This window comes from Streptomyces sp. iso_384, from assembly GCF_056172905.1.
In genome coordinates, this window is sequence record NZ_JBWBTT010000001.1 from 7,742,883 (window position 1) to 7,765,935 (window position 23,053).

Sequence of the window (23,053 nt, forward strand, 5' to 3'; positions counted from 1 at the left end):
CTCCTCCATGTTTGTGCTGCCGGTTCAGCCGGCAACCGGCATACGCGCCACGAGCTGACCGCGGTTACGGAATCCGGTCTTCTGCAGAATGTTCGACATATGGAACTTCACGGTGCTCTCCGCGATATAGAGGGCACCGGCGATCTCGCTGTTGTTCATTCCCTTCGACACCAGGGAGACCACTTCGTACTCCCGTGCCGTCAGGGCCGGATCGTGCGGCCGCCCCGGCCGGTGCGGCTGCCCGGGTACGGCGGTCGGCCGGACGGCCCCCGCCGGTGCGGACGGCTGCCCGCGCAGCAGCGGACGGACGAGCGTGGGTGAGATCCACCCGTGCCCGGCGGCGACCTCCTGCACGGCCTCCAGGAAGGCCTCGTCCAGGTCGTCGCGGTCCACGACCGCCCGGACGTCGGCTTCCACCGCTCCGAGATGGCGTATCTCCGAGCCGTAGGTCAGCGCCACGACCGGCGCGGCACCCCGTATCTCGTCGAGCCGGTCGATATCGACGACCAGGACGTCGGACGGGACGTCGGACGAAAGGAGCCCCCCGGCCCCCTCGCACGCGACGGCGTTCCATCCACGATGGGCGAAGAGCCTGGTGAGTCTTCGCCGCAACGACAATCTGGCGACCATCAGCCCTACGGCTATACAGTCATCTGCCATTTCTGCCCTACTTCCCCCGTACGGCCGCCGGCAGGGCGGATCCGTCACGACGGCCCCCGCACGGCGTGCGCTGGTCAAGGCGCGCAGCGATCCTATCTTTCCAAGGGAAATGACAGCAAGCAGCAATACACTTAAGGGAGGTGGGTCCGAATTATCCGGCCATTCGACGGGTACATCCCCCGCCGGTCGGCGGGGTCAGAGGTTTCGGATCTCCTCCTGGAGAAGGACCGGAAAGACGGATCCACTGGGTGCGGACACACCCTCAGAAAGTCTGCCGCGACGGGAACACGGCCTGGATCCGGAATCCGCCGTCCGGCTCGGGCCCGGCGTCGAAGGTGCCGTCGAGCAGATGCGCCCGTTCCCGCAGACCGATCAGACCGTGACCGCCGCCGGGCAGGCCGAGGGGTGCGGTGGAGCCGTCGGCGGCGGTGTTGCGGACGTCGACCCGCAGTCCGCCGTCCAGCGGCTGGACCCGGACGTCCACCTCGGCGCCGGGGGCGTGCCTGGTCACGTTGGTGAGGGCTTCCTGGACCGTGCGGTAGGCGGCCCGCTCCGCCGCCTGGGACCAGTGGCCGGGGCCGTCCGGGGTGGCGAGCGTGACGCGCAGACCGCAGTCGCGGACCAGGGCGGGCAGGTCGGTGAGCCGAGGCTGCGGGTCGAGGCCGGGCGCGGCGACACCGGCCGCGCGCAGGACGCCCACCATGTGCTGGAGCTCGGTGAGGGTCTTCACCGAGAGCTCGCGGACGACCCCGGCGGTCGACCGTACGGTGGCGGCGTCCGGTTCGCCGGCCTGGAGCGCCCCGGCCTGGAGGCCGATGAGGCTGACCTGGTGGGCGACGACGTCGTGCATCTCGCGCGCCAGCCAGGCCCGCTCGGTGGACAGGGTCTTCTCGGCGAGGAGCCGGTGCTCGCGCTCCCGGCCCTCCGCCAGCTCCCGCTGCCTCTCGCGGCGCACCCGGGCCGTACGCCCCAGGACCAGCGCCCCGACGGCCAGGACGCAGGAGTCCATCGCCGTGATCAGGGTCTCCCGGTCCACCGCGAGCTCCCGCAGGCCGGTGACCGGGTACGGCAGGAACTGCGCCAGGGCGACGACGGCGGCCCCCACGGCTCCGACGGCCGCACTGCGGCGGCGGTCGGCGAGGCAGTACAGCGCGATCAGCGGGGCGAACGCCAGCTGGCCGACGTACATCCCGGGCAGTCCGACGAGCAGCACCACCTCGGGGCAGCGGCGGCGCAGCACCAGCGCGCCCGCCGCGACGAGCGCGACCCAGAGGCCGGGTCCGGGGCCGAAGCCGTTGACGAGGAGGCCGTCGACCACGGCGATCCCGACCGGCACGGCGGCACGGCCGACGGCCCGCGCCCGGCGGGAGCCGGGGCGCAGGAGCGGGCGGGAGAGGCGCGGGCGGGAGAGGCGCGACGGTATGCGGGGGCGGAGGCGCTTCACAACGCCCCGTCGATCAGACCGGCCCGGTCCGCGAGCACCGCCGCCTGGACCCGGTTGACCCCGCCCAGCTTGGACAGCACCGAGCTGACGTGGTCCTTGACCGTGCCGTGGGACAGCCGCAGCTCACGGGCGATCTCCCGGTTGGACAGGCCCGCGCCGAGCAGCGCCAGCACCTGGCCCTCGCGGCCGGTCAGGGCCCCGGTGCGGTCGGCCGCACCGGTGTCCCGGCCCGCGGCGAGATAGCCCTCGATCACCGGGCCGACCGCCTCGGGCGCCAGGATCCGGCCGCCGGCGGCCAGCACCCGGACCGCGTGGACGAGCTGTTCCGGGGCCGTGTTCTTCATCAGTAAACCGACCGCCCCCGAGCGCAGCGCGTCGTCGATGTGCCGGCCGGCGTCGAAGGTGGTCAGCATCGCCACGGCGGGCGGCGCCGTCAGAGCGCCCACCTGCCGCAGCACGGTCAGTCCGTCGACCTCGGGCATCCGGATGTCCAGCAGCAGGACATCGGGGCGCGCCTCCCGTACGCGGTCGACGGCGTCGGCCCCGTCGCAGCAGGCGACCACCTCGATGTCCGGAGCAGCGCCCAAGATCAATTTCAGCCCGGACCGGACCAGCTGCTCGTCGTCCACGACGGCAACCCGAATCACGATGCGCCCCTTCACCTGCCGACCAGGAATCACCGAAGGGTACGGCAGGAGCGGGGCGGGTTCCAGGGGCGCCGAACAAGAAGCGGAACGTTGAATTCCGTACCTTCGGAGGGGCCGCAGCCGCGACCGCCGACCACCCCCTCCGGACCCCGCCGGCCGTACCGGTGGCACCGGGGCGCCGTCCGCCAGGTCTCCTCAATGTGAACATCCTGCGTCGAGTGGCAACTGGCGTGGCGGCCTTGACATTTCGGCGTGCGGCCGGTGATAAGATCATCTTACTTCCAGTGGGCTGATGGCGTATGGGGGCATTCCGGGAGGAATGAATTCCTCGGCCCCACCTTCGGAGGGGCACCTCCCGAAGCGGCGCACGGTCGTGGCGAACGAGCCCTGACTGCGTGCCGCATGACGGGGTGTCAAGCCGTTTCCGCCATGGCACTTGAAGTGAGTCTCATGACATTTCCACAGGGCCCCGTCATCTGGGCGCTGGTTGTCGTAGCACTGGTCGCCGTGGGTGCCGTTCTGCGGGCTCGCGCGACCAACGTCAAGCTGCGCAGACACAACACCGACCTGCGCGGTGAGCGCGACGCGCTCCTGCACCAACGGGACGAACTCCACGTCGTCCACAACGGTCTGCTGCAGCGTCAGTCCGCCGAACTCGCGGAGGTCCGCAAGGACGCCGAGGAGGAGACCAAGGCGGTCCTCAAGGCCGCCGTCCGTACCCTCCAGGGCCTGGCCGACGAGCAGCAGGTCGTGATCGAGAAGGCCCAGCGCAAGTACGGCGACGATCCCGGGATCCTCTCCGACCTGATGGCCATGGACCACGCCAACAGCCAGTTCGGCCGGCGCGCCCAGGGCATCGCCGTGCTCTGCGGCGGCTGGCTCGGCCGGCGCGAGACCGTGGCCTCCGTCTTCGACGTGGCCCGCAGCGCCCAGGGCCGGATCCGGCACTTCGACCGGGTCCGGGTCAACGGCCAGGTGAACTTCTCGGTGGTCAGCCGGGCCGTGGAGCCCGTCGCCGTGGTCCTCGCCGAACTGCTGGCCAACGCCACGAACTACTCCGCCCCCGGCACCCCGGTGGAGATCAACATCCAGGCCGTGCCGACGGGTGTCTGTCTCATCGTCGACGACGCCGGTCTCGGCATGGGCCAGGAGGAGAAGGACCGCGCGGCGGCCCTCCTCTCCCCCCAGGCCGCGATCAGCGTCTCCAGCCTGGGCATCCCGCCGCAGTTCGGATTCGCCGTCTCCGGGATGCTCGCCGCCCGCTACGGCTTCCGGGTCTCGGTGGACTCCGTTTCCCCCTATGGAGGCGTACGCGCGGTGGTCCTGATCCCCGACGAACTGCTCACCACCGAGGCGCCGCCCGCCGCGGCCCCCGTGGAAGCGCCCGAAGCCATCGCTCCGCAGCCGCAGCGGGCGGACCACCGGCAGGCCGCCCCCGCCCCGGCGCCCACCCCGCTCTTCCCGCCCACCCCCCAGCCGGACACCGCGACCCAGCCGCTGGCCCAGATCACCACCACCGCCGGGGGGCTGCCGAAGCGTCGTCGCAAGAGCCCGGTCTCCGCGGTGCGCTCGGCCGAACCGCAGCCCGTGCGCAGCAACGAGGAGACCGCCTCCCGACTCGGCGCGTTCCAGCGCGGAACCCGGTCCGGACGCGATACGACGACGACGGAAGGACCCGAGTTCCAGTGAACCCCGATCTGTCCTGGGTGCTCAACGACCTGCTCCAGGTGCCCGGCGCCCGGCACGCGATCCTGGTGTCCGCCGACGGCCTCCTGCTCGCCAACTCCAGCGAGATCGGCCGGGACGACGCGGAGACCGTCGCCGCGGCCATGAGCTCCATGCAGTCCCTCAGCCGAGCCGTCGCCCCCTTCATCGGCACCCGCGACCCGGGCCACTGGCGGCAGACGCTCCTGGAGTACGAGGACGGCTGGATCTTCCTGATCGCCGCCGGCACCGGCGCCTATCTCGCCGCCACCGCCGCCGCCGACGTGGACATGGAGGCGATGTCCTTCCGGATGCAGCAGCAGGTCACCGCGCTGGGGAAGGCGATGACCACACCTCCCCGCCGACACGCGGACAGCGAGATATGACCGCGCCGGGCGAGGAGCAGCAGGTCAGCAGCGGGTTCGTCCGGTCCTATGTCATCACCGGCGGACGGGGGCTGCCCGACGCGGAAGACCTCTCGCTGGTCACGCTGGTCACGCTCGCCCCCGAGAGCCAGCCGCCGCCGAACCCCGGCCCCGAGGTCAAGGCGATCTGGGAGCTGTGCTCCGGCGGCTATCTGTCCGTGGCCGAGGTGGCCGGCCACCTGGGCCTGCCGGTCGGGGTGGCCCGTCTGCTGCTCCAGGACTTAAACCAGCAGGGACACCTGCTGCGCCGGAAGGCGCCGCCACCGGCCCAGCTCGTCGACAGGAAGATCCTCGAAGAGGTGTTGCATGGACTCCAAGTCCGGTTCGGCTGAGAGCATCTATGTGCCGGACGCGGTGCAACGCGCGGCGAAGATCCTCGTCGTCGGGCACTTCGCGGTGGGCAAGACGACGCTGATCGGCACACTGTCCGAGATCACCCCGCTGCGCACCGAGGAGCGGATGACCCAGGCCGCGGCCCAGGTCGACGATCTGCGCGGCGCCCCCGACAAGAAGACGACCACGGTCGCCCTGGACTTCGGACGGCTCACCCTCAGCGACGAACTGGTGCTGTATCTGTTCGGCACGCCGGGCCAGCAGCGGTTCGTGGAGCTGTGGGAGGACATGGCGCGCGGTTCGCTGGGCGCGCTGCTCCTGGTCGACCCGGCGCGGCTCGCCGACACGTTCCCCGTCATCGACCTCGTCGAGACGTACGGACTGGAGTACGCGGTCGCCGTCAACAGCTTCGACCCGTACTCCCAGCACGCCGAGAACGAACTGCGCGAGGCGCTCGACCTGCTGCCGGACACCCCGGTCGTCTTCTGTGACGCCCGGGACCAGAAGTCCTCCGCGCAGGCGCTGATCACCCTGGTCCGCCATCTGCTCTCGCACGCGGCCTGACCCGCACGGCGGCCCACACGGCCCGCCCGCACCAGAAACGTATACGGAAGCCGGGACCCGACCGGGCCCCGCGATCACACCGAGGAAGCCGACATGGACCCGTCGCCGGGAGCCACCCCGTACAGCGCCCCCGCCGGGTGCCCCATGCATCAGCAGCAGACGTCGCTGTACGGACCGGAGTTCGCAGCCGATCCGCACCGCTTCTACGACGCGGCACGCACCCACGGCCCCGCCGCGCCCATCGAGCTGGCCCCCGGCGTGGACGCCACGCTGATCGTGCAGCACGAGGCGGCGCTGCGGGTGCTGCAGAACCCGGCGCTGTTCGCCCGGGACTCGCGGCGCTGGGCCGCGCTGCGCGAGGGCGTCGTACCGATGGACAGCCCGGTGCTGCCGATGATGGTGTTCCGGCCCAACTGCCTGTTCACCGACGGCGCGGAGCACCTGCGGCTGCGCAAGGCGGTCACCGAGTCGCTGGCCCGGCTCAACAGCAGCCGGCTCAGCCGTGACGTCGAGCGGATCGCCGACTATCTGATCGACCAGTTCATCGAGCGCGGCACCGCCGATCTGCTCAACGAGTACGCCAAGCTCCTGCCGCTGCTGCTGTTCAACCAGCTCTTCGGCTGCCCGGGCGACATCGGCGACCGGCTGACCCGCTCGATGTCGGCCATCTTCGACGGCGAGGACGTGCTCCGCGCCAACGCCGAGCTGACCGAGTGCCTGATGGAGCTGGTCGCGATCAAGCGCCGCCAGCCCGGCGAGGACATCACCTCCTGGCTGATCCAGCACCCCGCGGGGCTGCGGGACGAGGAGCTGAAGGACCAGCTGGTCATGCTGATGGGCGCGGGCGTGGAGCCGGAGCGCAATCTGATCGGCAACGCGCTGCTGCTGATGCTCGCCGGTGAGCAGCCGGGCGCGCCCGAGCGGCGCGGTTCGGGGATGCTCGTCGAGGACGCGCTGGACGACGTCCTGTGGAACAACCCGCCGATCGCCAACTACGCCACGCACTACCCGGTACGGGACATCGAGCTGGACGGGGTGGTGCTGAAGGCGGAGACCCCGGTCCTGATCAGCTTCGCCGCCGCGAACAGCGACCCGGGGCTCACCGACGCCCGTCAGACCCTGAGCAAGGGCGCCCATCTGGCCTGGGGCGCCGGCCCGCACGTGTGCCCGGCCAAGTCGCCCGCGACGCTGATCGCGCTGACCGCGATCGAGAAGATCCTCAACACCGTCCCGGACCTCGCGCTGGCCGTGCCCGCCTCGGGTGTGGCCTGGCGGCCGGGCCCCTTCCACCGAGCGCTGGTCGCGCTGCCCGTACGGTTCACCCCGACCGCCGCGCGGCGTGCCGGCACCGGGGTGCAGCCCCCGGCGCAGACCTCGGCCCAGCTGCCCGACCCGTTCCGGAACGCCCCCGCCGCACCTCCTGTGACGCACCGTCACGACTCGGATTCCGGCAAGAAGCAGAAGGGCTGGTGGAGTTCGTTCCTCGACGTGTTCCGCGTATGACTCACGGACCGACAATTCGCATATGACAACGGGCATTTGTGACGATTGCATGTGACGTGGGCAACAGAGATCGATGCTTGGCGCAGATATCCGGAGGGGTAGGTTCAGGGCGGTAACCACGGGCCTAGGTCAAGGAACTCTGCGTGAGCATCACGGGTGGTAAGGGCAGGACCCCGGACGGTCGGCGCGCGGTCATCGGGCTGCTCCGGCGGCTCAATACACCCGAAGGACAGGCCGATCCGTACGGGATACTCGCGGAGCTGCGGACGATGGGTGACGTCGTCCGCGCTCCGTGGAACGGGTATTTCGTCACCGGTTTCGACAGCTGCAGCCAGGTGCTCCGGGGCCGCAACTGGCTCGCCCCGGATCTCGCCTGGCAGGAGCGGCAGGACGACTCCAAGCAGTGGGACGCGATCGCGACCCGCGAGATGACCACCACACTCGCCCGGCTCAACGCCCCCGAGCACACCTGCCAGCGCCGCTCGCTGGGCAATCTCTTCGACCGTTCCACCATCGAACGCCTCACCCCCGACGTCGAGCGCGACACCGACCGGCTGCTGGACGAGCTGGCGGAGAAGCTCCGCTGGGGTGAGGCGGACTTCGTCTCCACGGTCAGCGAACAGCTGCCGATCAGCACCGTCGGCTCCTGGCTGGGGATACCGCCCGAGGACTACCCGGACATCCTGGAGATCACACACAACCAGGTGTTCGCCCAGGAACTGCTGCCCACCAAGTCGCAGCTGGCCGTCTCCGCCGAGGCGACCCTGCGGCTGCGCGCCTACTTCACCGCGCTGGTCGCCCGCCGCCGGGCGGAGCCCCGCCACGATGTGCTGACCGGCTGGATCCACACCTGGGACGCCATGGAGCCGGACCGGGAGCGGGCGGACGAGATCCTCTACCGGCTCACCATGTTCGTCACCATCGCCTCGCTGGAGACCACCGCGACGCTGCTCTCCTCGATGACCGCCCTGCTGACCGAACCGGCCCGGTGGGCGTGGCTGCAAAAGCACCCGGAGCACATCGACGCGGCCGTCGACGAGACGCTGCGCTACGACCCGCCCATCCGCATCAACACCCGGATCGCGGCCGAGGACACCGTCCTGGCCGGGGTCCCGATCAAGAAGGACAGCATGATCCACGTCCTGTACGGAGCCGCCAACCACGATCCGCGGCGGAACCCGGACCCGGACTCCTTCGACATCCTGCGCGGCGGCAGCCACCTCACCTTCGGCGGCGGGGTGCACTACTGCCTGGGCGCGGCGCTGGCCAAGCTGGAGGCGCGGACGCTGCTGGCGCGGATGCTGGACCGTTTCCCCACCCTGCACACCGTCTCGCCGCCGGTCCACGCGCCCCGGATGGTCTTCAGACGGATCACCTCACTGGGCGTGGCGCTGTGAAGCTCTCGCTGCCCGACTTCCTGACGGCGGGCGACCGCTCCGACGACCGCCCCGCGACGGTACGCACCTGGCGCGAGGGCCCCGTCCTGTACGTGGAGCTGAACGCGCCGGAGACCGGCAACGCGGTGACCGAGGCGATGCTCGACGAGCTGCTGGACGTCGTCGTCGCCCCGGACCCGGAGGTGCGGGTCCTGGTGCTCAGCGCCGCCGGGGACGACTTCTGCCTGGGCGGCGACCGTACCGAGTTCGCGGACTGGCTGGCGGAGGATCCGGGCGGCCGGGGCATCCGGGTCGCCGGGGAGAAGGCCCGCCGGGTCTGCGAGGCGATCTCCGGCGGCCGGGCCGTGACCATCGCCCGGGTGCAGGGCAAGGCGGTGGGCGCGGGGTTCGCGCTGGCCCTGGCCTGCGATCTGCGGGTCGGCGCGGAGAACGCCTCCTTCCGGCTGCCGGAACTGGCACTCGGGCTGCCGACCGCCTGGGGCGGGCTGCTGCCCCGGCTGATCCACGAGGTGGGCGCGGCCCGGGTCCGCGAGCTGATCCTGACGGGCCGGGCCTTCGACGCCGCCGAGGCGTACGAGCTGTCCGTGCTCCAGCGGGTGGTGCCCGGGGCTGAGCTGGACGCGGCGGTCGCCGCCTGGGCGAAGCCGGTGGTCCGCCGCCCGGAGGCCGCGCTGCGGGTGACCAAGGCGCTGCTGAACTCCTACGCCGCCGCCACCCGGCTGGCCGACCCCTCGTTCCTCGACGCGGAGCTGATGGCCTCGGTCGCGGCCGCCACCCGGCGGCCTCCGGCGGGCGGCGACGGGGCGGGCGGGTCACACTCGTAAAAACCCGAGTGGGAGGTCTGCCGCGTGGACGTACCGGTGTGGCTCTGGATCGTGTTCGCCGCGACCGTGATCGTCTCGCTGACGGTCGACCTCCTGGCGCATCGCAAGGCGCATGTCATCGGCTTCAAGGAGGCCGGGCTGTGGAGCGCCCTGTGGGTGAGCCTCGCGCTGATCTTCGGCGGGGTCGTCTTCCTGGTCCTCGGGACGACCGCCGGGACGGAGTACACCACCGCCTGGCTGCTGGAGAAGAGCCTGTCGGTCGACAACCTCTTCGTCTTCGCGCTGATCTTCGCCTATTTCAAGGTGCCCCGGGAATACCAGCACCGGGTGCTTTTCTTCGGTGTCATCGGCGCACTGGTGTTCCGCGCGATCTTCCTGACGGCCGGCGTCGCGGTGGTGAACCGCTTCACCTTCGTCCTGTTCCTCTTCGCCGCGATCCTTTTCTACAGCAGCTATAAAATCCTCAGCGGCCAGGAGGAGAATTTCGATCCGGGCAAGAGCTTCGCGGTACGGCTGCTGCGCAAGATCATGCCGGTCCAGGACGACTATGCCGGCACGCATTTCGTCGTCCACAAGGAGGGGCGGCGGATCGCCACTCCGCTGCTCGCCGTGGTCGCCGCGATCGAGGCGGCCGACCTGATCTTCGCGGTCGACAGCGTGCCGGCGGTGCTCGCGGTCAGCGACGACCTGTTCATCGTCTACACCAGCAACGCCTTCGCGATCCTGGGCCTGCGGGCCCTGTACTTCCTGCTGGCGGGGCTGCTGGACCGGTTCCACTACCTGAGCCACGGCCTGGCGGTCATCCTCGCCTTCATCGCGGTCAAGCTCCTCCTCCAGGCCTGCCACAAGATGATCAGCACCTCGATCCCGGAGATCCCCTCGCCGGTCAGCCTGGCGGTGATCGTCGTCATTCTGGCGGTGTCGGTGACGCTGAGCATGCGCCGTCAGCCGAAGTAAAGCAGAGGAAAAGCAAAGGCCAAGGCTTTCCAAAATCTCGGGTCCCGCTTATCGTGGGTAAATGGACAGCAAAAAGCGTGACCTTCACCAGCGGGCCGCTTTCATGTGCCCGACCTGCAAACAGCCCGTCCCCTCCGAGATTCACCGCCACAAGTCCCTCGGGATCTTCGTCCCGGTATGGCGAGCGGGCCCCTGCGAGAACCCCGACTGCGCGGAGTACGCCGCCGAGACCCGGCCCGTCCGGCACCGGACCCGGGGATGACCCGGAAGATCCCCCTCAGCCCGCGGCCAGGCATGCGGTGAGACGCGCCTTCGCCGCGGGCCACTCGTCGGCCAGCAGCGAGAAGTAGACGCTGTCCCGCCAGCTCCCGTCCGGTCGCCGCCGGTGCCGCCGCAGCACCCCCTCGCGCCGCGCCCCGAGCCGGTCGATGGCCGCCTGCGAACGCTCGTTGCGGTGGTCGGTCTTCAGCTGGACGCGCCCCATGCCCAGCTCCTCGAAGGCGTGCGTCAGCAGCAGGAGCTTCGTCTCGCTGTTCACCGCCGAGCGCCAGTGCGCCCGCCCGTACCAGGTCCAGCCGATTTCCAGGCGCTCGTCCTGGACCGCGACGTCCAGGTACGTGGTCCAGCCGACGGCCCGGCCGCTCGCCCGGTGGACGACGGCGAACGGCACATACGCCGCGTCGCCGAGCACCTGCTCCATCCGGCTGCGCAGTTCCTCACGGGTCCGCGGCGCCGGGCCGCCCTGCCAGCGCCACACCTCCTCGTCCCCGCCTCCCGCCGCGAAGAGGTCGTCGAGGTGGCCGAAGGCGAGCGGGACAAGTTGGACGTGCTGCCCGGTCAGAGTCACGGGCCGAGGGGGAAGTGCCGGCATGCCAAGATCCTAACCCCTTCCCCGATTTCGCACTAGCACACATAATTTACGCACTAGTGCATATCCGCCGGTCCTCCGACGCGCGGACCGGCCCCCGGCTGACTAGCGTTGGCCCTGCGGGGCGGGGCCCGTAGGGCGGGGCCGAAGACACGGACTCCAGGGAAGGACCGGCGCGCCATGGCTGTACAACCCGAGGGCACCCCGTGCTGGGCGGACGCCATGTTCGCCGACATCGAGGGCGCCAAGAGCTTCTACGGAGACGTGCTCGGCTGGACGTTCGGCGAGAGCCTGCCGGAGTTCGGCAACTACACGCAGGCGTACGTGGACGGCAGGCCGGCCGCCGCCGTCTCCCCGCCCATGCCGGGCGCCGAAGGGGCCCCCTCGGCGTGGTGTCTCTACCTCGCGTCGCCGGACGCCGCCGCGACCGCCCGGAAGGTCCGCGACCGGGGCGGCGAGGTGCTGGTGGAGCCGATGCAGGTCGGCGAGTTCGGCACGATGGCGCTGGCCCGCGACCCCGGCGGAGCGGTCTTCGGCATCTGGCAGGCGAACACCCACGAGGGGTTCGAGACGAAGATGGGCGAGCCCGGCGGGTACTGCTGGGGCGAGGTCTTCACCCGCGACCCGAAGAAGGTCGACGCGTTCTACCCCGCGGTCTTCTCGTACACCACCCGGAAGTTCGACGACGAGTCGATGGACTTCGCCATGTTCGACGTCGAGGGGCAGACGGTCCTCGGCCGGATGGTGATGGACAAGGACTTCCCGCCCGATCTGCCCTCGTTCCTGAACGTGTACTTCTCCGTTCCGGACTGCGACGCGGCGGTGGCGAAGGCGACCGAGCGCGGCGGGGTGCTGCGGTTCGGGCCGGTGGACAGCCCCTTCGGCCGGTTCGCGGCGATCAGCGACCCGCAGGGGGCCGCGTTCGCCGTGATCGACGTGACCACCACCGAGGGCGAGATGCCGGCGACGAGCCCGGTGACCTGATCCGACCGGCTCGCCCCACCCGGGGCCGAGAGCCGCCACGGTCCGCGACCGGAGCACCGGCGCGGCCCGTTCGGCTGCCTCGTACATTCCTCCGAGACATCCCGCATCTGCAATGGACCATCGCCCGGACAATGGTAAATGCAAGCCTGATTGCCCTAGCGTGCTGCATATGCAGTCCTACACAATCGGCCAGGCCGCACGACTTCTCGGAGTCAGCCCTGACACCGCCCGGCGCTGGGCGGACGCCGGCCGGGTCGCGACCCATCGCGACGAGGCTGGCCGGCGGCTGATCGACGGCCGTGCGCTGGCCGCCTTCTCGATCGAGGTCGGCCAGGGCGCGGGCGGCGAGGACGAGGCCCCGTACACCTCGGCCCGCAACGCGTTCCCCGGCATCGTCACCGCGGTGAAACTCGGCGATGTCGCGGCCCAGGTCGAGATCCAGGCCGGGCCGCACCGGCTCGTCTCGCTCCTGACCCGGGAGGCGGTGGAAGAGCTGGGCCTGGAGGTCGGCATGCGGGCGACCGCCCGCGTGAAGTCGACCAGCGTGCACATCGACCGCACCTGAGACAGGCCGGCGACGGGCCCCTACGGCCCCGGCCTGCCATCGCCCACGTACCGCTGCCCCGCACGGCGACCCCGCCCACCCGTCGCCCGTCGGCCGCGAACGCATCCAAGGAGCACCCACCCTCATGTCCCCGCCGATCACCCGCCACCGTGCGGCCGCCGCCGTCCTGACCGCCGCCCTCCTGATCCCCCTCGCCGCCTGCGGCGACGACTCCGGATCCGACAATGCCGACGACATGGACAAGGACAGCGGATCAAAGGCCACCTCCTCCGCCTCGGGCGCCCCGAAGGCGGACCTGACCGTGCTGGCCGCCGCCTCGCTGACGGACGTCTTCAAGGAGGCGGGAGCGGCGTACGAGAAGGAGAACCCGGGCACCAGCGTGACGTTCTCCTTCGCGGGCTCCCAGGAGCTGGCCGCCCAGGTCAAGCAGGGCGCCCCCGCCGACGCCCTGGTCACCGCGGACACCAGGACGATGGACGGCCTCACCCGCGAGACCGGCACCCCGACCGTCATCGCCGAGAACCGCCTCGTCATCGCCGTCGGCGAGGGCAACCCGGAGAAGGTCGAGAACCTCAAGGACCTCTCCGACACCGGGGTGAAGGTCGTCCTGGCCGCCCCCGAGGTGCCGGTGGGCCGCTACAGCAAGCAGATCCTCGACGCGCAGAGGATCGAGGTGAAGCCGGTCTCCCAGGAGCCCAACGTCCGGGCGGTCCTCAGCAAGGTCGAGCTGGGCGAGGCGGACGCCGGGCTCGTCTACAAGACCGACGCCGCGACCGCCACCGACAAGGTCGACGCGATCGACATCCCGGACGCGCAGAACGCCGTCGCCTCCTACCCGGCCGCCACGCTGAAGGAGTCGAAGCACAGCGAGGCCGCCGCCGCGTTCGTCGCCTGGCTCTCCACGCCCGCCGCACAGAAGATCCTCCAGGGCGCGGGCTTCCAGCAGCCGTGACCGCACCGCTCCCGGCGGGCCCGTACCGTCCGACGGACCCGCCGGGCACCGCACTCCCAGGACGACGAGGTCGCCGATGAAACGCCCGGTCCGCCGCCGTACACCCCAGGTCCGCGCCCCGCTCCTGCTGACGGTGCCCGCCCTGCTGGCCGTGGCGTTCCTGATGCTGCCGCTCGTCGGCATCCTGGCCCGCACCTCCTGGGGCGACCTCGGCGCGCATCTCACGGCCGAGGCCACCACCCAGGCGCTGCGGCTCTCCCTGCTGGTCTCGCTCTGGTCCCTCGGCCTCTCGCTCCTGCTCGGGGTGCCGCTGGCCTGGCTGCTGGCCCGGGTGCCGTTCCCCGGCAAGGCGTTCGTCCGCTCGCTGGTCCTGCTGCCGATGGTGCTGCCGCCCACGGTCGGCGGCGTCGCGCTGCTGCTGGCCTTCGGGCGGCGCGGGCTGCTCGGCCCGTGGCTGGAGGACACCTTCGGCATCACGCTGCCCTTCCACACCTCGGGCGCCGTGCTCGCGGCGACGTTCGTCGCGATGCCGTTCCTGGTCATCTCGCTGGAGGGCGCGCTCGGCGGACTGCGCCCCCGGTACGAGGAGACCGCCGCCTCCCTCGGGGCCTCGCCGGTCCGGGTGTTCCTCACCGTGACGCTGCCGATGGTCGCCCCCGGGCTGATCGCCGGAGCCGCCCTGACCTGGGCGCGGGCGCTCGGCGAGTTCGGTGCGACGATCACCTTCGCCGGAAACCTCCCCGGCACCACGCAGACCCTGCCGCTCCAGGTCTATCTGCTGCTCCAGGACTCGCCGGAGGCCGCCACCTCCGTGTCGCTGCTGCTCCTGGCCATCGCGCTGATCGTGCTCGTCGCGCTGCGCGGCCGGTGGACCGGCACCCCGGACCGCGACCTCGCGAGCCGTACGGCGGGGGCCCGCCCGGAGGACCCCCCGGGCACCGCGCCGGACGTCCTTCCCGAACCGCCGCCGGACCTCCTGAAGAAGCCCGCGCCCGAACCCTGGCCGCTGCACGCCGAGGTCACCGGCTTCACCCGCCTCACCCTCGACGCCCCGCCCGGCACCACCATCGCGGTGGTCGGCCCCAACGGCGCGGGCAAGACGACGCTCCTGCGGGCCCTCCTCGGCCTCACACCCCGCGCGCACGCCACCCTGCGCCTCGGCGACAGCGACGTCACCGCCCTCCCGCCGCACCGCCGGGGCGTCGCCTGGGTGCCCCAGGACGGGGCGCTCTTCCCGCACCTGAGCGCGCTGACCAACACGGCGTACGGGCTCCGCGCCCACGGGGTGCCGCGCGCCGAGGCCCGGCGCGAGGCCCAGGGCTGGCTGGACCGGCTCGGGGTGGGCCACCTCGCCCACCGCAGGCCCGCCCAGCTCTCCGGCGGGCAGGCCCAGCGGGTCGCCCTGGCCCGCGCGCTCGCCGCCCGCCCGCGTCTGCTGCTGCTGGACGAACCGCTCGCCGCCCTCGACCAGACCACCCGGGCCCGGGTGCGGCACACCCTGCGCGGCCACCTCGCGGAGTTCGGCGGGGTCTGTCTGATCGTCACCCACGACCCGGTCGAGGCGGTCTCGCTGGCCGACCGGGTCCTGGTGCTGGAGGACGGCCGGGCGCTCCAGGACGAGCCGCCCGCCGAGGTCACCCGGCACCCGCGCTCGCCGTGGGTGGCCCGGATGCTGGGCCACAACGCCTGGCCCGGAACCGCCACCGCCGACGGCCTGGCGCCGGAGGACGGCGGGCACCTCGTGGTCGCCGAGCCCCTTCCGGCGGGCACGGACGCCCTCGCGGTCATCGCGCCGGAAGCCGTCTCCGTACACCGGGAACGGCCCACCGGCTCCCCGCGCAACGTCTGGCCCGGCACGGTCCGCGAGATCACCTCCGGCGGCAGCCGGCTGCGGCTGTTGATCACCTCGGCCGAGGCCCCGGACCTGGTCGCGGAGATCACCCCGGCGGCCGCCGCCGAGCTGGGCATCGCCGACGGCACGGCCGTCTGGACCAGCGTGAAGGCCACGGAGACGACGATCGTCCCGCTCTGAGCCCGGGAGCCGGGTCCGGGGCGCGGGGGAACCATCGCCCCCGTCGGCGCGTACTTCTGTACGTACGACGACCGAGAGACGGGGACCTCATGGCACTGTTCGGCAACGCCCACACGATCAACCCGGCCACCGCCCAGCAGGACTACGCCCGGCTGCTCGGGCAGGGCGAGCAGGTGCACGCCGCGTTCCTGCTGGTCCGGGACACCATCCTGTTCACGGACCGGCGGCTGATCCTCGTCGACAAGCAGGGCATCACGGGCAAGAAGGTGGAGTACCACTCCGTGCCGTACCGCAGCATCACGCACTTCGCCGTGGAGACGGCCGGCACGTTCGATCTCGACGCCGAGCTGAAGATCTGGATCTCGGGCAACGCGACGCCGCTCCAGAAGACGTTCACCAAGGGCGTCGACATCTACGAGGTGCAGGCGATACTCACGCAGTTCGTCGCCCGCTAGGCAAGCCTGGTCAGGTCAGGGCAGGTCAGGTCAGGTCAGGTCAGAAGGACGGGCGCAGCCGGGCCGTCGCCGAGTGCCCGGGGGCGGCGGCCCGCAGCTTCGCGGCGCGCTCCCGCAGCTCGGGCAGCAGGTCGTAGAGCGCGTCGCCGGGGCAGCGGGTCTCGAAGCTGTCGCGGTGTCCGGAGATGACGTGCAGCCGGGCCACCTGCCCCCGGTCGAAGCGGCTCTCGTCGTTCGTCGACACCAGGTCGACGCTGCCCAGCGGATCCGCCCCGGGCCGCAGCTTCCAGGCGGCCAGCTTCACCAGCGCGTCCATCATCGGCTTCGGCACCTCGACCCCCGGGCCGAAGTTCCCGATCGCCGCGATGCCGGCCGTGTCGGTGTTGAACCCCTTGGTGTGCGCGCCGAGCACCGAGCGGCCGACACCGCCCGCGCGGCCTTCGTAGATGGTGCCGCAGCGGTCGACGAGGAAGTTGTAGCCGATGTCGTCCCAGCCGTCCTGCCGGATGTGGTCGCGCTGGACGGCCCGGATCAGCTCGGGGGCGTCCGCGCAGTCGTAGTCGTTGGGGTTGCCGGTGTGGTGCACGAACACCGCCCGCGCCGGGGCCGTGTAGTGCGGTCCCTCCCGCACCAGGTCCTCGTCCGCGCCCCAGTCCCGGCGGCTGACGACGGCCGGCTGCGGCAGTCCGCGCGGAGGCCGCGGTCCGGTGGCCAGCTCCGTCTCCGGCGCGCGGAACGCCGGGCCGTCTCCGAACACCAGGAGGGCCAGGGGCAGGATCAGAACGCCCAGGACGAGTCGGCGGGACCACATGGACTCCACCCTGCGCTCCGGCCTCCGGCTTCGCAGAGGAGCGGGCCGTTCGGGTGACGTCCTGCCGGGACTCCCACCGGCCTGCCCCGCATTCCGGGCGCACCGCCCGGAATGCGGCTTTCGCCGGGTCTCCCTACGATGGGACCCGGATCATCGCCCGCTCCCGGCGGGGGTGCCCGGCGGAGCGAGGAACCATGGCCCACGACCGTGTGCGGGACGAACCGGATGCCGGCCTCAAGCCGAACGCGATCGGGTTCGTCGACGCCCTTGTCATCGGTCTGAACGCGACCTCCCCGGCCTACTCGCTGGCCGCCGTCATCGGCCCGATCGTCGCTCTGGTGGGGATCTACGCCCCGGGCGTCATGTTCGCCTCGTTCGTGCCGATGCTGCTGATCGCCTCGGCCTTCTACTACCTGAACAAGGTCGACCAGGACTGCGGTACGACGTTCTCCTGGGTGACCCGGGCGATGGGCCCCTGGGCGGGCTGGCTGGGCGGCTGGGCGATCACCATGACCGGCGTCCTGGTGGTGGGCTCGCTGGCCGATGTGGCGGTGAGCTTCACCCTGCTGGCGGTGGGTCTGGACGGCTGGGTCGAGAACGACTTCGCCCGCCAGCTGCTCACCGTGCTCCTGATCATCGTGATGACCGGGCTCTGCGTCATCGGCACCGAGCTCTCCGCGAAGGTGCAGAACGTGCTGATCCTCCTCCAGATCGCGTTCCTGCTGGTCTTCGTCGCGGTGGCGCTCTACCGGGTGTACGCGGGCACGACCGGCTTCGACTCGATCGAGCCGTCCATCGGCTGGCTGGACCCGTTCGGCGCGGGCGGCGCCGCGCTGACCGGCGGGCTGCTGCTCGGGGTGTTCATCTACTGGGGCTGGGAGTCGGCGGTCAACCTCACCGAGGAGACGGAGGACTCGGCGAGCGCCCCGGGCAAGGCGGGCCTGTGGTCCACCGTGGTGCTCCTGGTGACCTATCTGTCCGTCGCCATCGCGGTCGTCGCCTTCGCGGGTACGGCGTTCCTGGCGGAGAACGCGGGCGAGGAGGAGTTCATCTTCGCCCAGCTCGCCGGGGACGTGCTGGGCGGCTGGGACTGGATCCTGCTGCTGGCGGTGGCCACCTCCGCCATCGCCTCCACCCAGACCACGATCATCCCGGCCTCCCGGACCGCCCTGTCCATGGCCCGCCGTCAGGCGCTGCCGCAGCACTTCGGGCACATCAGCCCCCGGTTCCGTACCCCGGACGTCAGTACGTGGTGGGTCGCCGGCATCGCCATCGCCTGGTACCTGGTGGTCAACCAGATCAGCACGAACGCCCTCTTCGACTCGCTCACCGCGCTGTCGCTGCTGATCGCCTTCTACTACGCGCTCACCGGAGTGGCCTGCGCCGTCTACTACCGGCGCCATCTCACCGAGAGCGTGCGCAACTTCCTGCTCATCGGCCTCGGCCCGGTGGTCGGCGCCGGACTGCTGACCTGGCTGCTGGTCCGCTCGGTCATCGACATGTCCGACCCGGCCAACTCCTACAGCGGAACCTCCTGGTTCGGGCTGGGCCCACCGCTCGTCATCGGCATCGTGATCTCCCTGGTCGGCGTGGTCCTGATGGTCGTGTGGCGCCTGCGGGACGCGGTGTTCTGGCAGGAGCGGCCGGGGGTCGCCGACCCTGACCTGGTCCACGCCACGGCCACCAGGCCGGGCGACACCGGCGGCTCCGGAGACGGGAAGGGGCGTTGAGATGTCGGTCGTCCTCGGTTACGACGAGTCCCCCGGCGCCGCCCGCGCCCTGCGCATCGCCATCGAGGTGGCGGCGGCGTACGGGGAGGAACTGGTCCTGGTCTACGGGGCCGCCGCCCCCGGGCTGCGCGACGGCGCGGAGTACCGCAGCCACTACGACGCGATCCGCCAGGCCGGGCGCACCGGCCTGGAACACGCGCTCACGGCGGCCGAGACGGCGGGCGTCCCGGCCTCGGTCGAGGTGCTGGACGAGAAGCCGGCACAGGCCCTGCTGGACGCGGCCGAACGGCACGGGGCCCGGGTCATCGTCGTCGGCACCTGGGGCGAGAGCCCGATGCGCGGGGCCCTGCTGGGCTCGACCCCGCACAAGCTGCTGCACATGTCGACGGTCCCGGTGCTGTGCGTACCGACGGAGGAAGGCCCCGAGCAGCCGCACCGGGAGCCGTAGCCGGAAAGGCCGGAGCCACCCCCCGATCCGTCTCCGCACCCGCAAAAGGCCCAACGGGCCGCCTCACCACGCCTCCCCGCTCTCCGCCGCACGGCCCGGAACCGCCCGGCCGCTCCCGCCCCCCTCCTCCCGGCGCAGCAGCCGGAACGCCAGCAGCGGGAAGACCAGCACCGACACCATCGCGGCGGCGACCAGGGCGGCGGCCTCGCCGGACCCGATCACCTTCTCGTCCAGGCCGATCGCGGTGATCGCGACCACCAGCGGCAGACAGGTCGACGCGAACAGCCCGAGCGCGGCCCTGGGCGCGCGCCCGGTCAGGTCGCGCGGGGCCAGCAGATACGCCGGAACCCCGCGCACCAGCAGGAACAGCAGCAGGAAGACCGGCAGGAGCAGCAGCGGGCGGCCGTCGTCCAGGAGCGCCGCGAGATCGAAGTCGATGCCCGTGACGACGTAGAAGAACGGCACCAGGAAGCCGAAGCCGATCGCCTCGACCCGCTCCAGGATCGCGTCGCTGCGCTCGGGAACCGACCCCTGGAGGACGAGCCGGGTCAGCATGCCCGCGGCGAACGCGCCGAGCAGGGTGTCCAGGCCGAAGACATGGGCGAGCCCCAGCATGCCGACGAGCAGCAGCATCACGAAGCGGACGGCGAACTGGCCGCTGGAGTGCAGGGTCACGGCGACGATCCGGGCGAACCACGGCGGCCGCGGCCGCATCGCCCAGAACACCGCACCCGCCGTGACGACGGCGAACACCGCCAGCACCGCGCTCGCCGCACCCGGACTGCGTCCGCTGAACAGCAGCGCCATCGCGATGATCGGCCCGAACTCCCCCACCGACCCGAACGCCATCACCACCGACCCGAACCGCCCCTCAAGACGCCCCGAGTCCCGCAGGATCGGCAGCACCGCACCCAGCGCGGTGCTGGTCAGCGCGGTGCCGATGACCAGGCTCTTCGCCAGGTCCGCCCCGCTGAGCAGCAGCGCGACGCCGAGCCCGGCGGCGAACGAGAGGACCCAGGCCCCGCCGGCCCGGCGCAGCGTGTCGCCGCGGACCTCGGCGAACTTGATCTCGTACCCCGCCAGAAAGATCAGCATCGAGAGCCCGAGGTCGGACAGGGCGTCGATGACCTGGTCGTGGTGGGCCCAGCCGAGCACATCGGGCCCGACCAGGACACCGAGCACGATCTCGAAGATGACGACGGGGACCGGCAGCCACCGCCCGGTCGCGTAGCCGAGCAGCGGCGCGAGAACCGCGAGGGCCATGATCAGGACGAGGGTCCCGGGGTGCTCCATCGCTCGTGTATAGCAAGGAACGCCCTGGAATCAGCCGTTATGACACCCTCGGCCGGGCCGCTCCCCGTCACCCGTTCCCCCGCACCGGCGTGCCGGGCGGCGGCCGGAGCCGTTGAATGCGTAGCGGGGGTGGAAGGCAGGAGAGAGCCGCATGCCGTCGTCACCGGCCCGCCCGGACCGGGCCACCGCCCCGCGCCGCCGCGGTGCGCTGCGCCGCACCGGCGAGTGGTGCGCCCGGCACTTCGTGACCGTCCTGGTCCTGTGGGTGGCCGCGCTCGCCGGGCTCCAGGTTCTTCAGCACGCGTACGGCGGTGACTACTCCGACGACTTCTCGCTGCCCGGCACCCAGTCGCAGGACGGCCTCGACGTCCTGAAGGCACACGCGCCGCAGGCGGGCGGGTACAGCGCCCAGGTGGTGCTGCACGACGCGGACAAGCCGCTCACCTCGGTCTCCGACCAGGTCGCCACGGCAGTCAGCGACCTCCAGAAGCTCCCCGACGTCCTGTCCGCGCAGAACCCGCTGCCCTCGTCCGGCTCCGCCCCGCCCCCGCCGGACCCGAACACCGGGCCGCTCTCCACGGACCAGAAGACCGCCTACATCACCGTCCGCTTCAGCGTGCAGCCCTCCACGCTCGACCCGTCCTATCTCGACGGGGTCGACGACGCGGTGCGGCCGCTGCGCTCGGCCGGGGTGGAGGTGGAATACGGCGGGCCGCTCGGCGAGCTCGCCCGGCCCGAGCCGAGCGACCGCACCAGCGAGGCGATCGGCTTCGGCGTGGCGATCGTGGTCCTGCTGATCGGCTTCGGCAGTCTGCTGGCCGCCGTACTGCCGCTGGTCACCGCGCTGATCTGCGCGCTGTGCGGGCTGGCGCTGCTCGGGCTGCTGGCCGCCGCCGCGACCTTCGCGACGGTCTCCCCGACGCTCGCCACGATGATCGGCATCGGCGTCGGCATCGACTACGCCCTCTTCCTGGTCACCCGGCACCGGCAGAACCTGGTCGACGGCCAGGACCCGGTGACCGCCGCCGGGAACTCCGCCGCCACCAGTGGCCACGCCGTGCTGCTCTCCGGCTGCACGGTGATCATCGCGCTGTCGGGGCTGTGGGTCTCCGGGATCGGGTTCATCGGCAAGCTCGGCCTCGCCGCCGCGGTCACCGTGGTCACCGCGGTCCTCGGCGCGCTCACCCTCGTACCGGCGATCCTCGGGCTCATCGGCCGCCGCATCGACCGGGTGCGGGTACGGAAACCGGTGGCCGAGACCGTACCGGCCCCCGAGGGCGCGGAGCCCGGTGGCTGGCACCGGTACGCGCAGCGGGTGGAGCGACGGCCCTGGTGGTTCCTGGCCGGCGGGGTGGTGCTGCTGGCCGTCCTCTCCTTCCCCGTGCTCTTCATCCAGCTCGGCCACATCGGCGACGGCGCCGACCCGAAGTCGTTCACCGACCGGCGCGCCTTCGACCTGATGTCCACCGCCTTCGGCCCCGGCTCCAACGGTCCGCTGACACTGGTCATCGACCGGAGCAAGGTGCCCTCGTCCGACCGTTCCGCCCTCGCCGACCAGGCGCAGAAGGCACTGACGAACGTGCCCGACGCGGCCGTGATCACCCCGCTCACCGCCACCTCGGACGGCGATGTGCTGACCGCCACCGCCTACTCGGCGGCCGCCCCGCAGGACGGGCGGACCACCTCGCTGACGAACCACCTCACCGACGACGTCCTGCCGCAGGCCGTCTCCGGCTACGACGCGAGCACGTACGTCACCGGCACGACGGCCGCCCAGGTCGACTTCCTGGACATCGTCTCCAGCAGGCTGCCGCTGATCATCGCGGTCGTCGTGGGCCTGGCGTTCCTGGTGATCCTGGCCGTCTTCCGGGGCCTGCTCGTCGCGCTGAAGGCCGCCGTGCTCAACGTCCTGTCGATCGCCGCCTCCTACGGGGTCGTGGTGGCGGTCTTCCAGTGGGGCTGGGGCGGCCCGGCGCTGGGGGTCTCGGGGAAGGTCCCGATCGAGAGCTACGTCCCGATGATGATGTTCGCGATCGTCTTCGGGCTGAGCATGGACTACGAGATCTTCCTGCTCTCCCGCATCCACGAGGCGTGGGTGCGCACCGGGGACGCGCGGGCGAGCGTGGCGCACGCGCTGGAGATCACCGCCCGGGTCATCACCTGCGCGGCACTGATCATGGTGAGCGTCTTCGCCGCGTTCGTCATCAGCGACAACATCGTGGTGAAGATGCTGGGCCTGGGGCTGGCCGCCAGCGTGCTCATCGACGCCACCGTCGTACGACTGCTGCTGGTCCCGGCGGTGATGACCCTGCTGGGCCGGGCCGCCTGGTGGATCCCGGGCCCGCTGGACCGGATCCTGCCGCACCTGGACGCCGAGGGTGGGGCGGAGACGCGCGCCGAACCGGCCGGACCCGTCGGCAAAAAGTGATGAGCGCCACAGCCTCCGAAGGGAACGCG

General features: G+C 71.6%; 22 protein-coding genes. 16 read left to right on the forward strand and 6 right to left on the reverse strand.

Annotated elements, in window-relative coordinates:
* Positions 1 to 24: 24 nt before the first annotated feature.
* The 3 genes from AC0VY3_RS35075 to AC0VY3_RS35085 all read right to left on the reverse strand — a co-directional run bounded on the left by AC0VY3_RS35075 (position 25) and on the right by AC0VY3_RS35085 (position 2,751).
* Positions 25 to 660 (reverse strand): helix-turn-helix transcriptional regulator, encoded by a 636-nt coding sequence (locus AC0VY3_RS35075; RefSeq protein WP_103509645.1) that lies wholly within the window; start codon positions 658 to 660, stop codon positions 25 to 27.
* A gap of 262 nt (positions 661 to 922) precedes the next feature.
* The gene (locus AC0VY3_RS35080) at positions 923 to 2,104 is read right to left on the reverse strand and encodes a sensor histidine kinase (protein ID WP_475551527.1); all 1,182 of its coding nucleotides are present in this window, start codon (positions 2,102 to 2,104) and stop codon (positions 923 to 925) included.
* Entirely contained in the window at positions 2,101 to 2,751 is a 651-nt protein-coding gene (locus AC0VY3_RS35085) for a response regulator (RefSeq protein ID WP_103509646.1), read from the reverse strand. The genes AC0VY3_RS35080 and AC0VY3_RS35085 overlap by 4 nt, the downstream gene beginning before the upstream one ends.
* Before the next feature lie 450 nt (positions 2,752 to 3,201).
* Between AC0VY3_RS35085 and AC0VY3_RS35090 the strand changes: the two genes are divergently transcribed.
* The 8 genes from AC0VY3_RS35090 (at position 3,202) to AC0VY3_RS35125 (ending at position 10,458) form a co-directional block, all read left to right on the forward strand.
* A complete protein-coding gene (locus tag AC0VY3_RS35090) occupies positions 3,202 to 4,440 on the forward strand; it encodes an ATP-binding protein (RefSeq protein WP_475551528.1) in 1,239 nt (412 codons plus the stop codon).
* Entirely contained in the window at positions 4,437 to 4,841 is a 405-nt protein-coding gene (locus tag AC0VY3_RS35095; RefSeq protein WP_030075680.1) for a roadblock/LC7 domain-containing protein, read from the forward strand. The genes AC0VY3_RS35090 and AC0VY3_RS35095 overlap by 4 nt, the downstream gene beginning before the upstream one ends.
* Positions 4,838 to 5,212: a DUF742 domain-containing protein gene (locus AC0VY3_RS35100; protein WP_103509648.1), complete on the forward strand. Its 375-nt coding sequence runs from the start codon at positions 4,838 to 4,840 to the stop codon at positions 5,210 to 5,212. Before AC0VY3_RS35095 ends, AC0VY3_RS35100 begins: the two co-directional genes overlap by 4 nt.
* Positions 5,187 to 5,777 (forward strand): GTP-binding protein, encoded by a 591-nt coding sequence (locus AC0VY3_RS35105; protein ID WP_030075676.1) that lies wholly within the window; start codon positions 5,187 to 5,189, stop codon positions 5,775 to 5,777. Before AC0VY3_RS35100 ends, AC0VY3_RS35105 begins: the two co-directional genes overlap by 26 nt.
* Before the next feature lie 93 nt (positions 5,778 to 5,870).
* Positions 5,871 to 7,280: a cytochrome P450 family protein gene (locus AC0VY3_RS35110; RefSeq protein ID WP_103509649.1), complete on the forward strand. Its 1,410-nt coding sequence runs from the start codon at positions 5,871 to 5,873 to the stop codon at positions 7,278 to 7,280.
* A gap of 269 nt (positions 7,281 to 7,549) precedes the next feature.
* Positions 7,550 to 8,677 carry a cytochrome P450 gene (locus tag AC0VY3_RS35115; protein WP_475551789.1) on the forward strand — a complete coding sequence of 376 codons (1,128 nt, stop codon included), beginning with the start codon at positions 7,550 to 7,552 and terminating at the stop codon, positions 8,675 to 8,677.
* On the forward strand, positions 8,674 to 9,501 hold the full coding sequence (locus AC0VY3_RS35120) for an enoyl-CoA hydratase/isomerase family protein (protein WP_475551529.1): 828 nt from the start codon (positions 8,674 to 8,676) through the stop codon (positions 9,499 to 9,501). Before AC0VY3_RS35115 ends, AC0VY3_RS35120 begins: the two co-directional genes overlap by 4 nt.
* Before the next feature lie 24 nt (positions 9,502 to 9,525).
* A complete protein-coding gene (locus tag AC0VY3_RS35125; RefSeq protein WP_103509651.1) occupies positions 9,526 to 10,458 on the forward strand; it encodes a TerC family protein in 933 nt (310 codons plus the stop codon).
* Between the two features lie 277 nt (positions 10,459 to 10,735).
* Here AC0VY3_RS35125 and AC0VY3_RS35130 read toward each other — a convergent pair whose 3' ends face one another.
* Positions 10,736 to 11,329, reverse strand: coding sequence for a GNAT family N-acetyltransferase (locus AC0VY3_RS35130; RefSeq protein ID WP_475551530.1), 594 nt, complete (start codon positions 11,327 to 11,329; stop codon positions 10,736 to 10,738).
* 177 nt (positions 11,330 to 11,506) lie between these two features.
* Between AC0VY3_RS35130 and AC0VY3_RS35135 the strand changes: the two genes are divergently transcribed.
* The 5 genes from AC0VY3_RS35135 (at position 11,507) to AC0VY3_RS35155 (ending at position 16,314) form a co-directional block, all read left to right on the forward strand.
* Complete coding sequence (locus tag AC0VY3_RS35135) at positions 11,507 to 12,310, forward strand: VOC family protein (protein ID WP_475551531.1); 804 nt, start codon at positions 11,507 to 11,509, stop codon at positions 12,308 to 12,310.
* Positions 12,311 to 12,479: 169 nt separating this feature from the next.
* Positions 12,480 to 12,875, forward strand: coding sequence for a TOBE domain-containing protein (locus tag AC0VY3_RS35140; protein WP_103509654.1), 396 nt, complete (start codon positions 12,480 to 12,482; stop codon positions 12,873 to 12,875).
* A gap of 124 nt (positions 12,876 to 12,999) precedes the next feature.
* The gene (modA, locus tag AC0VY3_RS35145; protein WP_475551532.1) at positions 13,000 to 13,827 is read left to right on the forward strand and encodes a molybdate ABC transporter substrate-binding protein; all 828 of its coding nucleotides are present in this window, start codon (positions 13,000 to 13,002) and stop codon (positions 13,825 to 13,827) included.
* Positions 13,828 to 13,903: 76 nt separating this feature from the next.
* Entirely contained in the window at positions 13,904 to 15,859 is a 1,956-nt protein-coding gene (locus AC0VY3_RS35150) for an ABC transporter permease (protein WP_475551533.1), read from the forward strand.
* Positions 15,860 to 15,948: 89 nt separating this feature from the next.
* A complete protein-coding gene (locus tag AC0VY3_RS35155) occupies positions 15,949 to 16,314 on the forward strand; it encodes a PH domain-containing protein (protein ID WP_103509657.1) in 366 nt (121 codons plus the stop codon).
* Between the two features lie 40 nt (positions 16,315 to 16,354).
* Here AC0VY3_RS35155 and AC0VY3_RS35160 read toward each other — a convergent pair whose 3' ends face one another.
* Complete coding sequence (locus AC0VY3_RS35160; protein WP_475551534.1) at positions 16,355 to 17,125, reverse strand: peptidoglycan recognition protein family protein; 771 nt, start codon at positions 17,123 to 17,125, stop codon at positions 16,355 to 16,357.
* Between the two features lie 194 nt (positions 17,126 to 17,319).
* Between AC0VY3_RS35160 and AC0VY3_RS35165 the strand changes: the two genes are divergently transcribed.
* Both AC0VY3_RS35165 and AC0VY3_RS35170 read left to right on the forward strand, forming a co-directional pair.
* On the forward strand, positions 17,320 to 18,855 hold the full coding sequence (locus tag AC0VY3_RS35165) for an APC family permease (RefSeq protein WP_475551535.1): 1,536 nt from the start codon (positions 17,320 to 17,322) through the stop codon (positions 18,853 to 18,855).
* Position 18,856: 1 nt separating this feature from the next.
* Positions 18,857 to 19,303, forward strand: coding sequence for a universal stress protein (locus tag AC0VY3_RS35170; protein ID WP_103509659.1), 447 nt, complete (start codon positions 18,857 to 18,859; stop codon positions 19,301 to 19,303).
* A gap of 63 nt (positions 19,304 to 19,366) precedes the next feature.
* On the opposite strand, the gene AC0VY3_RS35175 is transcribed toward AC0VY3_RS35170, so the two are convergent.
* Complete coding sequence (locus tag AC0VY3_RS35175) at positions 19,367 to 20,596, reverse strand: cation:proton antiporter (RefSeq protein ID WP_475551536.1); 1,230 nt, start codon at positions 20,594 to 20,596, stop codon at positions 19,367 to 19,369.
* Positions 20,597 to 20,747: 151 nt separating this feature from the next.
* Here AC0VY3_RS35175 and AC0VY3_RS35180 point away from each other — a divergent pair, with 151 nt between their 5' ends.
* Positions 20,748 to 23,024 carry an MMPL family transporter gene (locus tag AC0VY3_RS35180; protein WP_475551537.1) on the forward strand — a complete coding sequence of 759 codons (2,277 nt, stop codon included), beginning with the start codon at positions 20,748 to 20,750 and terminating at the stop codon, positions 23,022 to 23,024.
* Positions 23,025 to 23,053 lie beyond the last annotated feature (29 nt).

Excerpts from the sequence above, each read along its gene's own strand:
- AC0VY3_RS35075 (WP_103509645.1), bottom strand. The coding sequence starts at position 660 with ATGGCAGATGACTGTATAGCCGTAGGGCTGATGGTCGCCAGATTGTCG.
- AC0VY3_RS35090 (WP_475551528.1), top strand. The coding sequence starts at position 3,202 with ATGACATTTCCACAGGGCCCCGTCATCTGGGCGCTGGTTGTCGTAGCA.
- AC0VY3_RS35100 (WP_103509648.1), top strand. The coding sequence starts at position 4,838 with ATGACCGCGCCGGGCGAGGAGCAGCAGGTCAGCAGCGGGTTCGTCCGG.
- AC0VY3_RS35105 (WP_030075676.1), top strand. The coding sequence starts at position 5,187 with ATGGACTCCAAGTCCGGTTCGGCTGAGAGCATCTATGTGCCGGACGCG.
- AC0VY3_RS35110 (WP_103509649.1), top strand. The coding sequence starts at position 5,871 with ATGGACCCGTCGCCGGGAGCCACCCCGTACAGCGCCCCCGCCGGGTGC.
- AC0VY3_RS35115 (WP_475551789.1), top strand. The coding sequence starts at position 7,550 with ATGGGTGACGTCGTCCGCGCTCCGTGGAACGGGTATTTCGTCACCGGT.
- AC0VY3_RS35130 (WP_475551530.1), bottom strand. The coding sequence starts at position 11,329 with ATGCCGGCACTTCCCCCTCGGCCCGTGACTCTGACCGGGCAGCACGTC.
- AC0VY3_RS35135 (WP_475551531.1), top strand. The coding sequence starts at position 11,507 with ATGGCTGTACAACCCGAGGGCACCCCGTGCTGGGCGGACGCCATGTTC.
- AC0VY3_RS35140 (WP_103509654.1), top strand. The coding sequence starts at position 12,480 with ATGCAGTCCTACACAATCGGCCAGGCCGCACGACTTCTCGGAGTCAGC.
- modA (WP_475551532.1), top strand. The coding sequence starts at position 13,000 with ATGTCCCCGCCGATCACCCGCCACCGTGCGGCCGCCGCCGTCCTGACC.
- AC0VY3_RS35150 (WP_475551533.1), top strand. The coding sequence starts at position 13,904 with ATGAAACGCCCGGTCCGCCGCCGTACACCCCAGGTCCGCGCCCCGCTC.
- AC0VY3_RS35155 (WP_103509657.1), top strand. The coding sequence starts at position 15,949 with ATGGCACTGTTCGGCAACGCCCACACGATCAACCCGGCCACCGCCCAG.
- AC0VY3_RS35160 (WP_475551534.1), bottom strand. The coding sequence starts at position 17,125 with ATGTGGTCCCGCCGACTCGTCCTGGGCGTTCTGATCCTGCCCCTGGCC.
- AC0VY3_RS35165 (WP_475551535.1), top strand. The coding sequence starts at position 17,320 with ATGGCCCACGACCGTGTGCGGGACGAACCGGATGCCGGCCTCAAGCCG.
- AC0VY3_RS35170 (WP_103509659.1), top strand. The coding sequence starts at position 18,857 with ATGTCGGTCGTCCTCGGTTACGACGAGTCCCCCGGCGCCGCCCGCGCC.
- AC0VY3_RS35175 (WP_475551536.1), bottom strand. The coding sequence starts at position 20,596 with ATGGAGCACCCCGGGACCCTCGTCCTGATCATGGCCCTCGCGGTTCTC.
- AC0VY3_RS35180 (WP_475551537.1), top strand. The coding sequence starts at position 20,748 with ATGCCGTCGTCACCGGCCCGCCCGGACCGGGCCACCGCCCCGCGCCGC.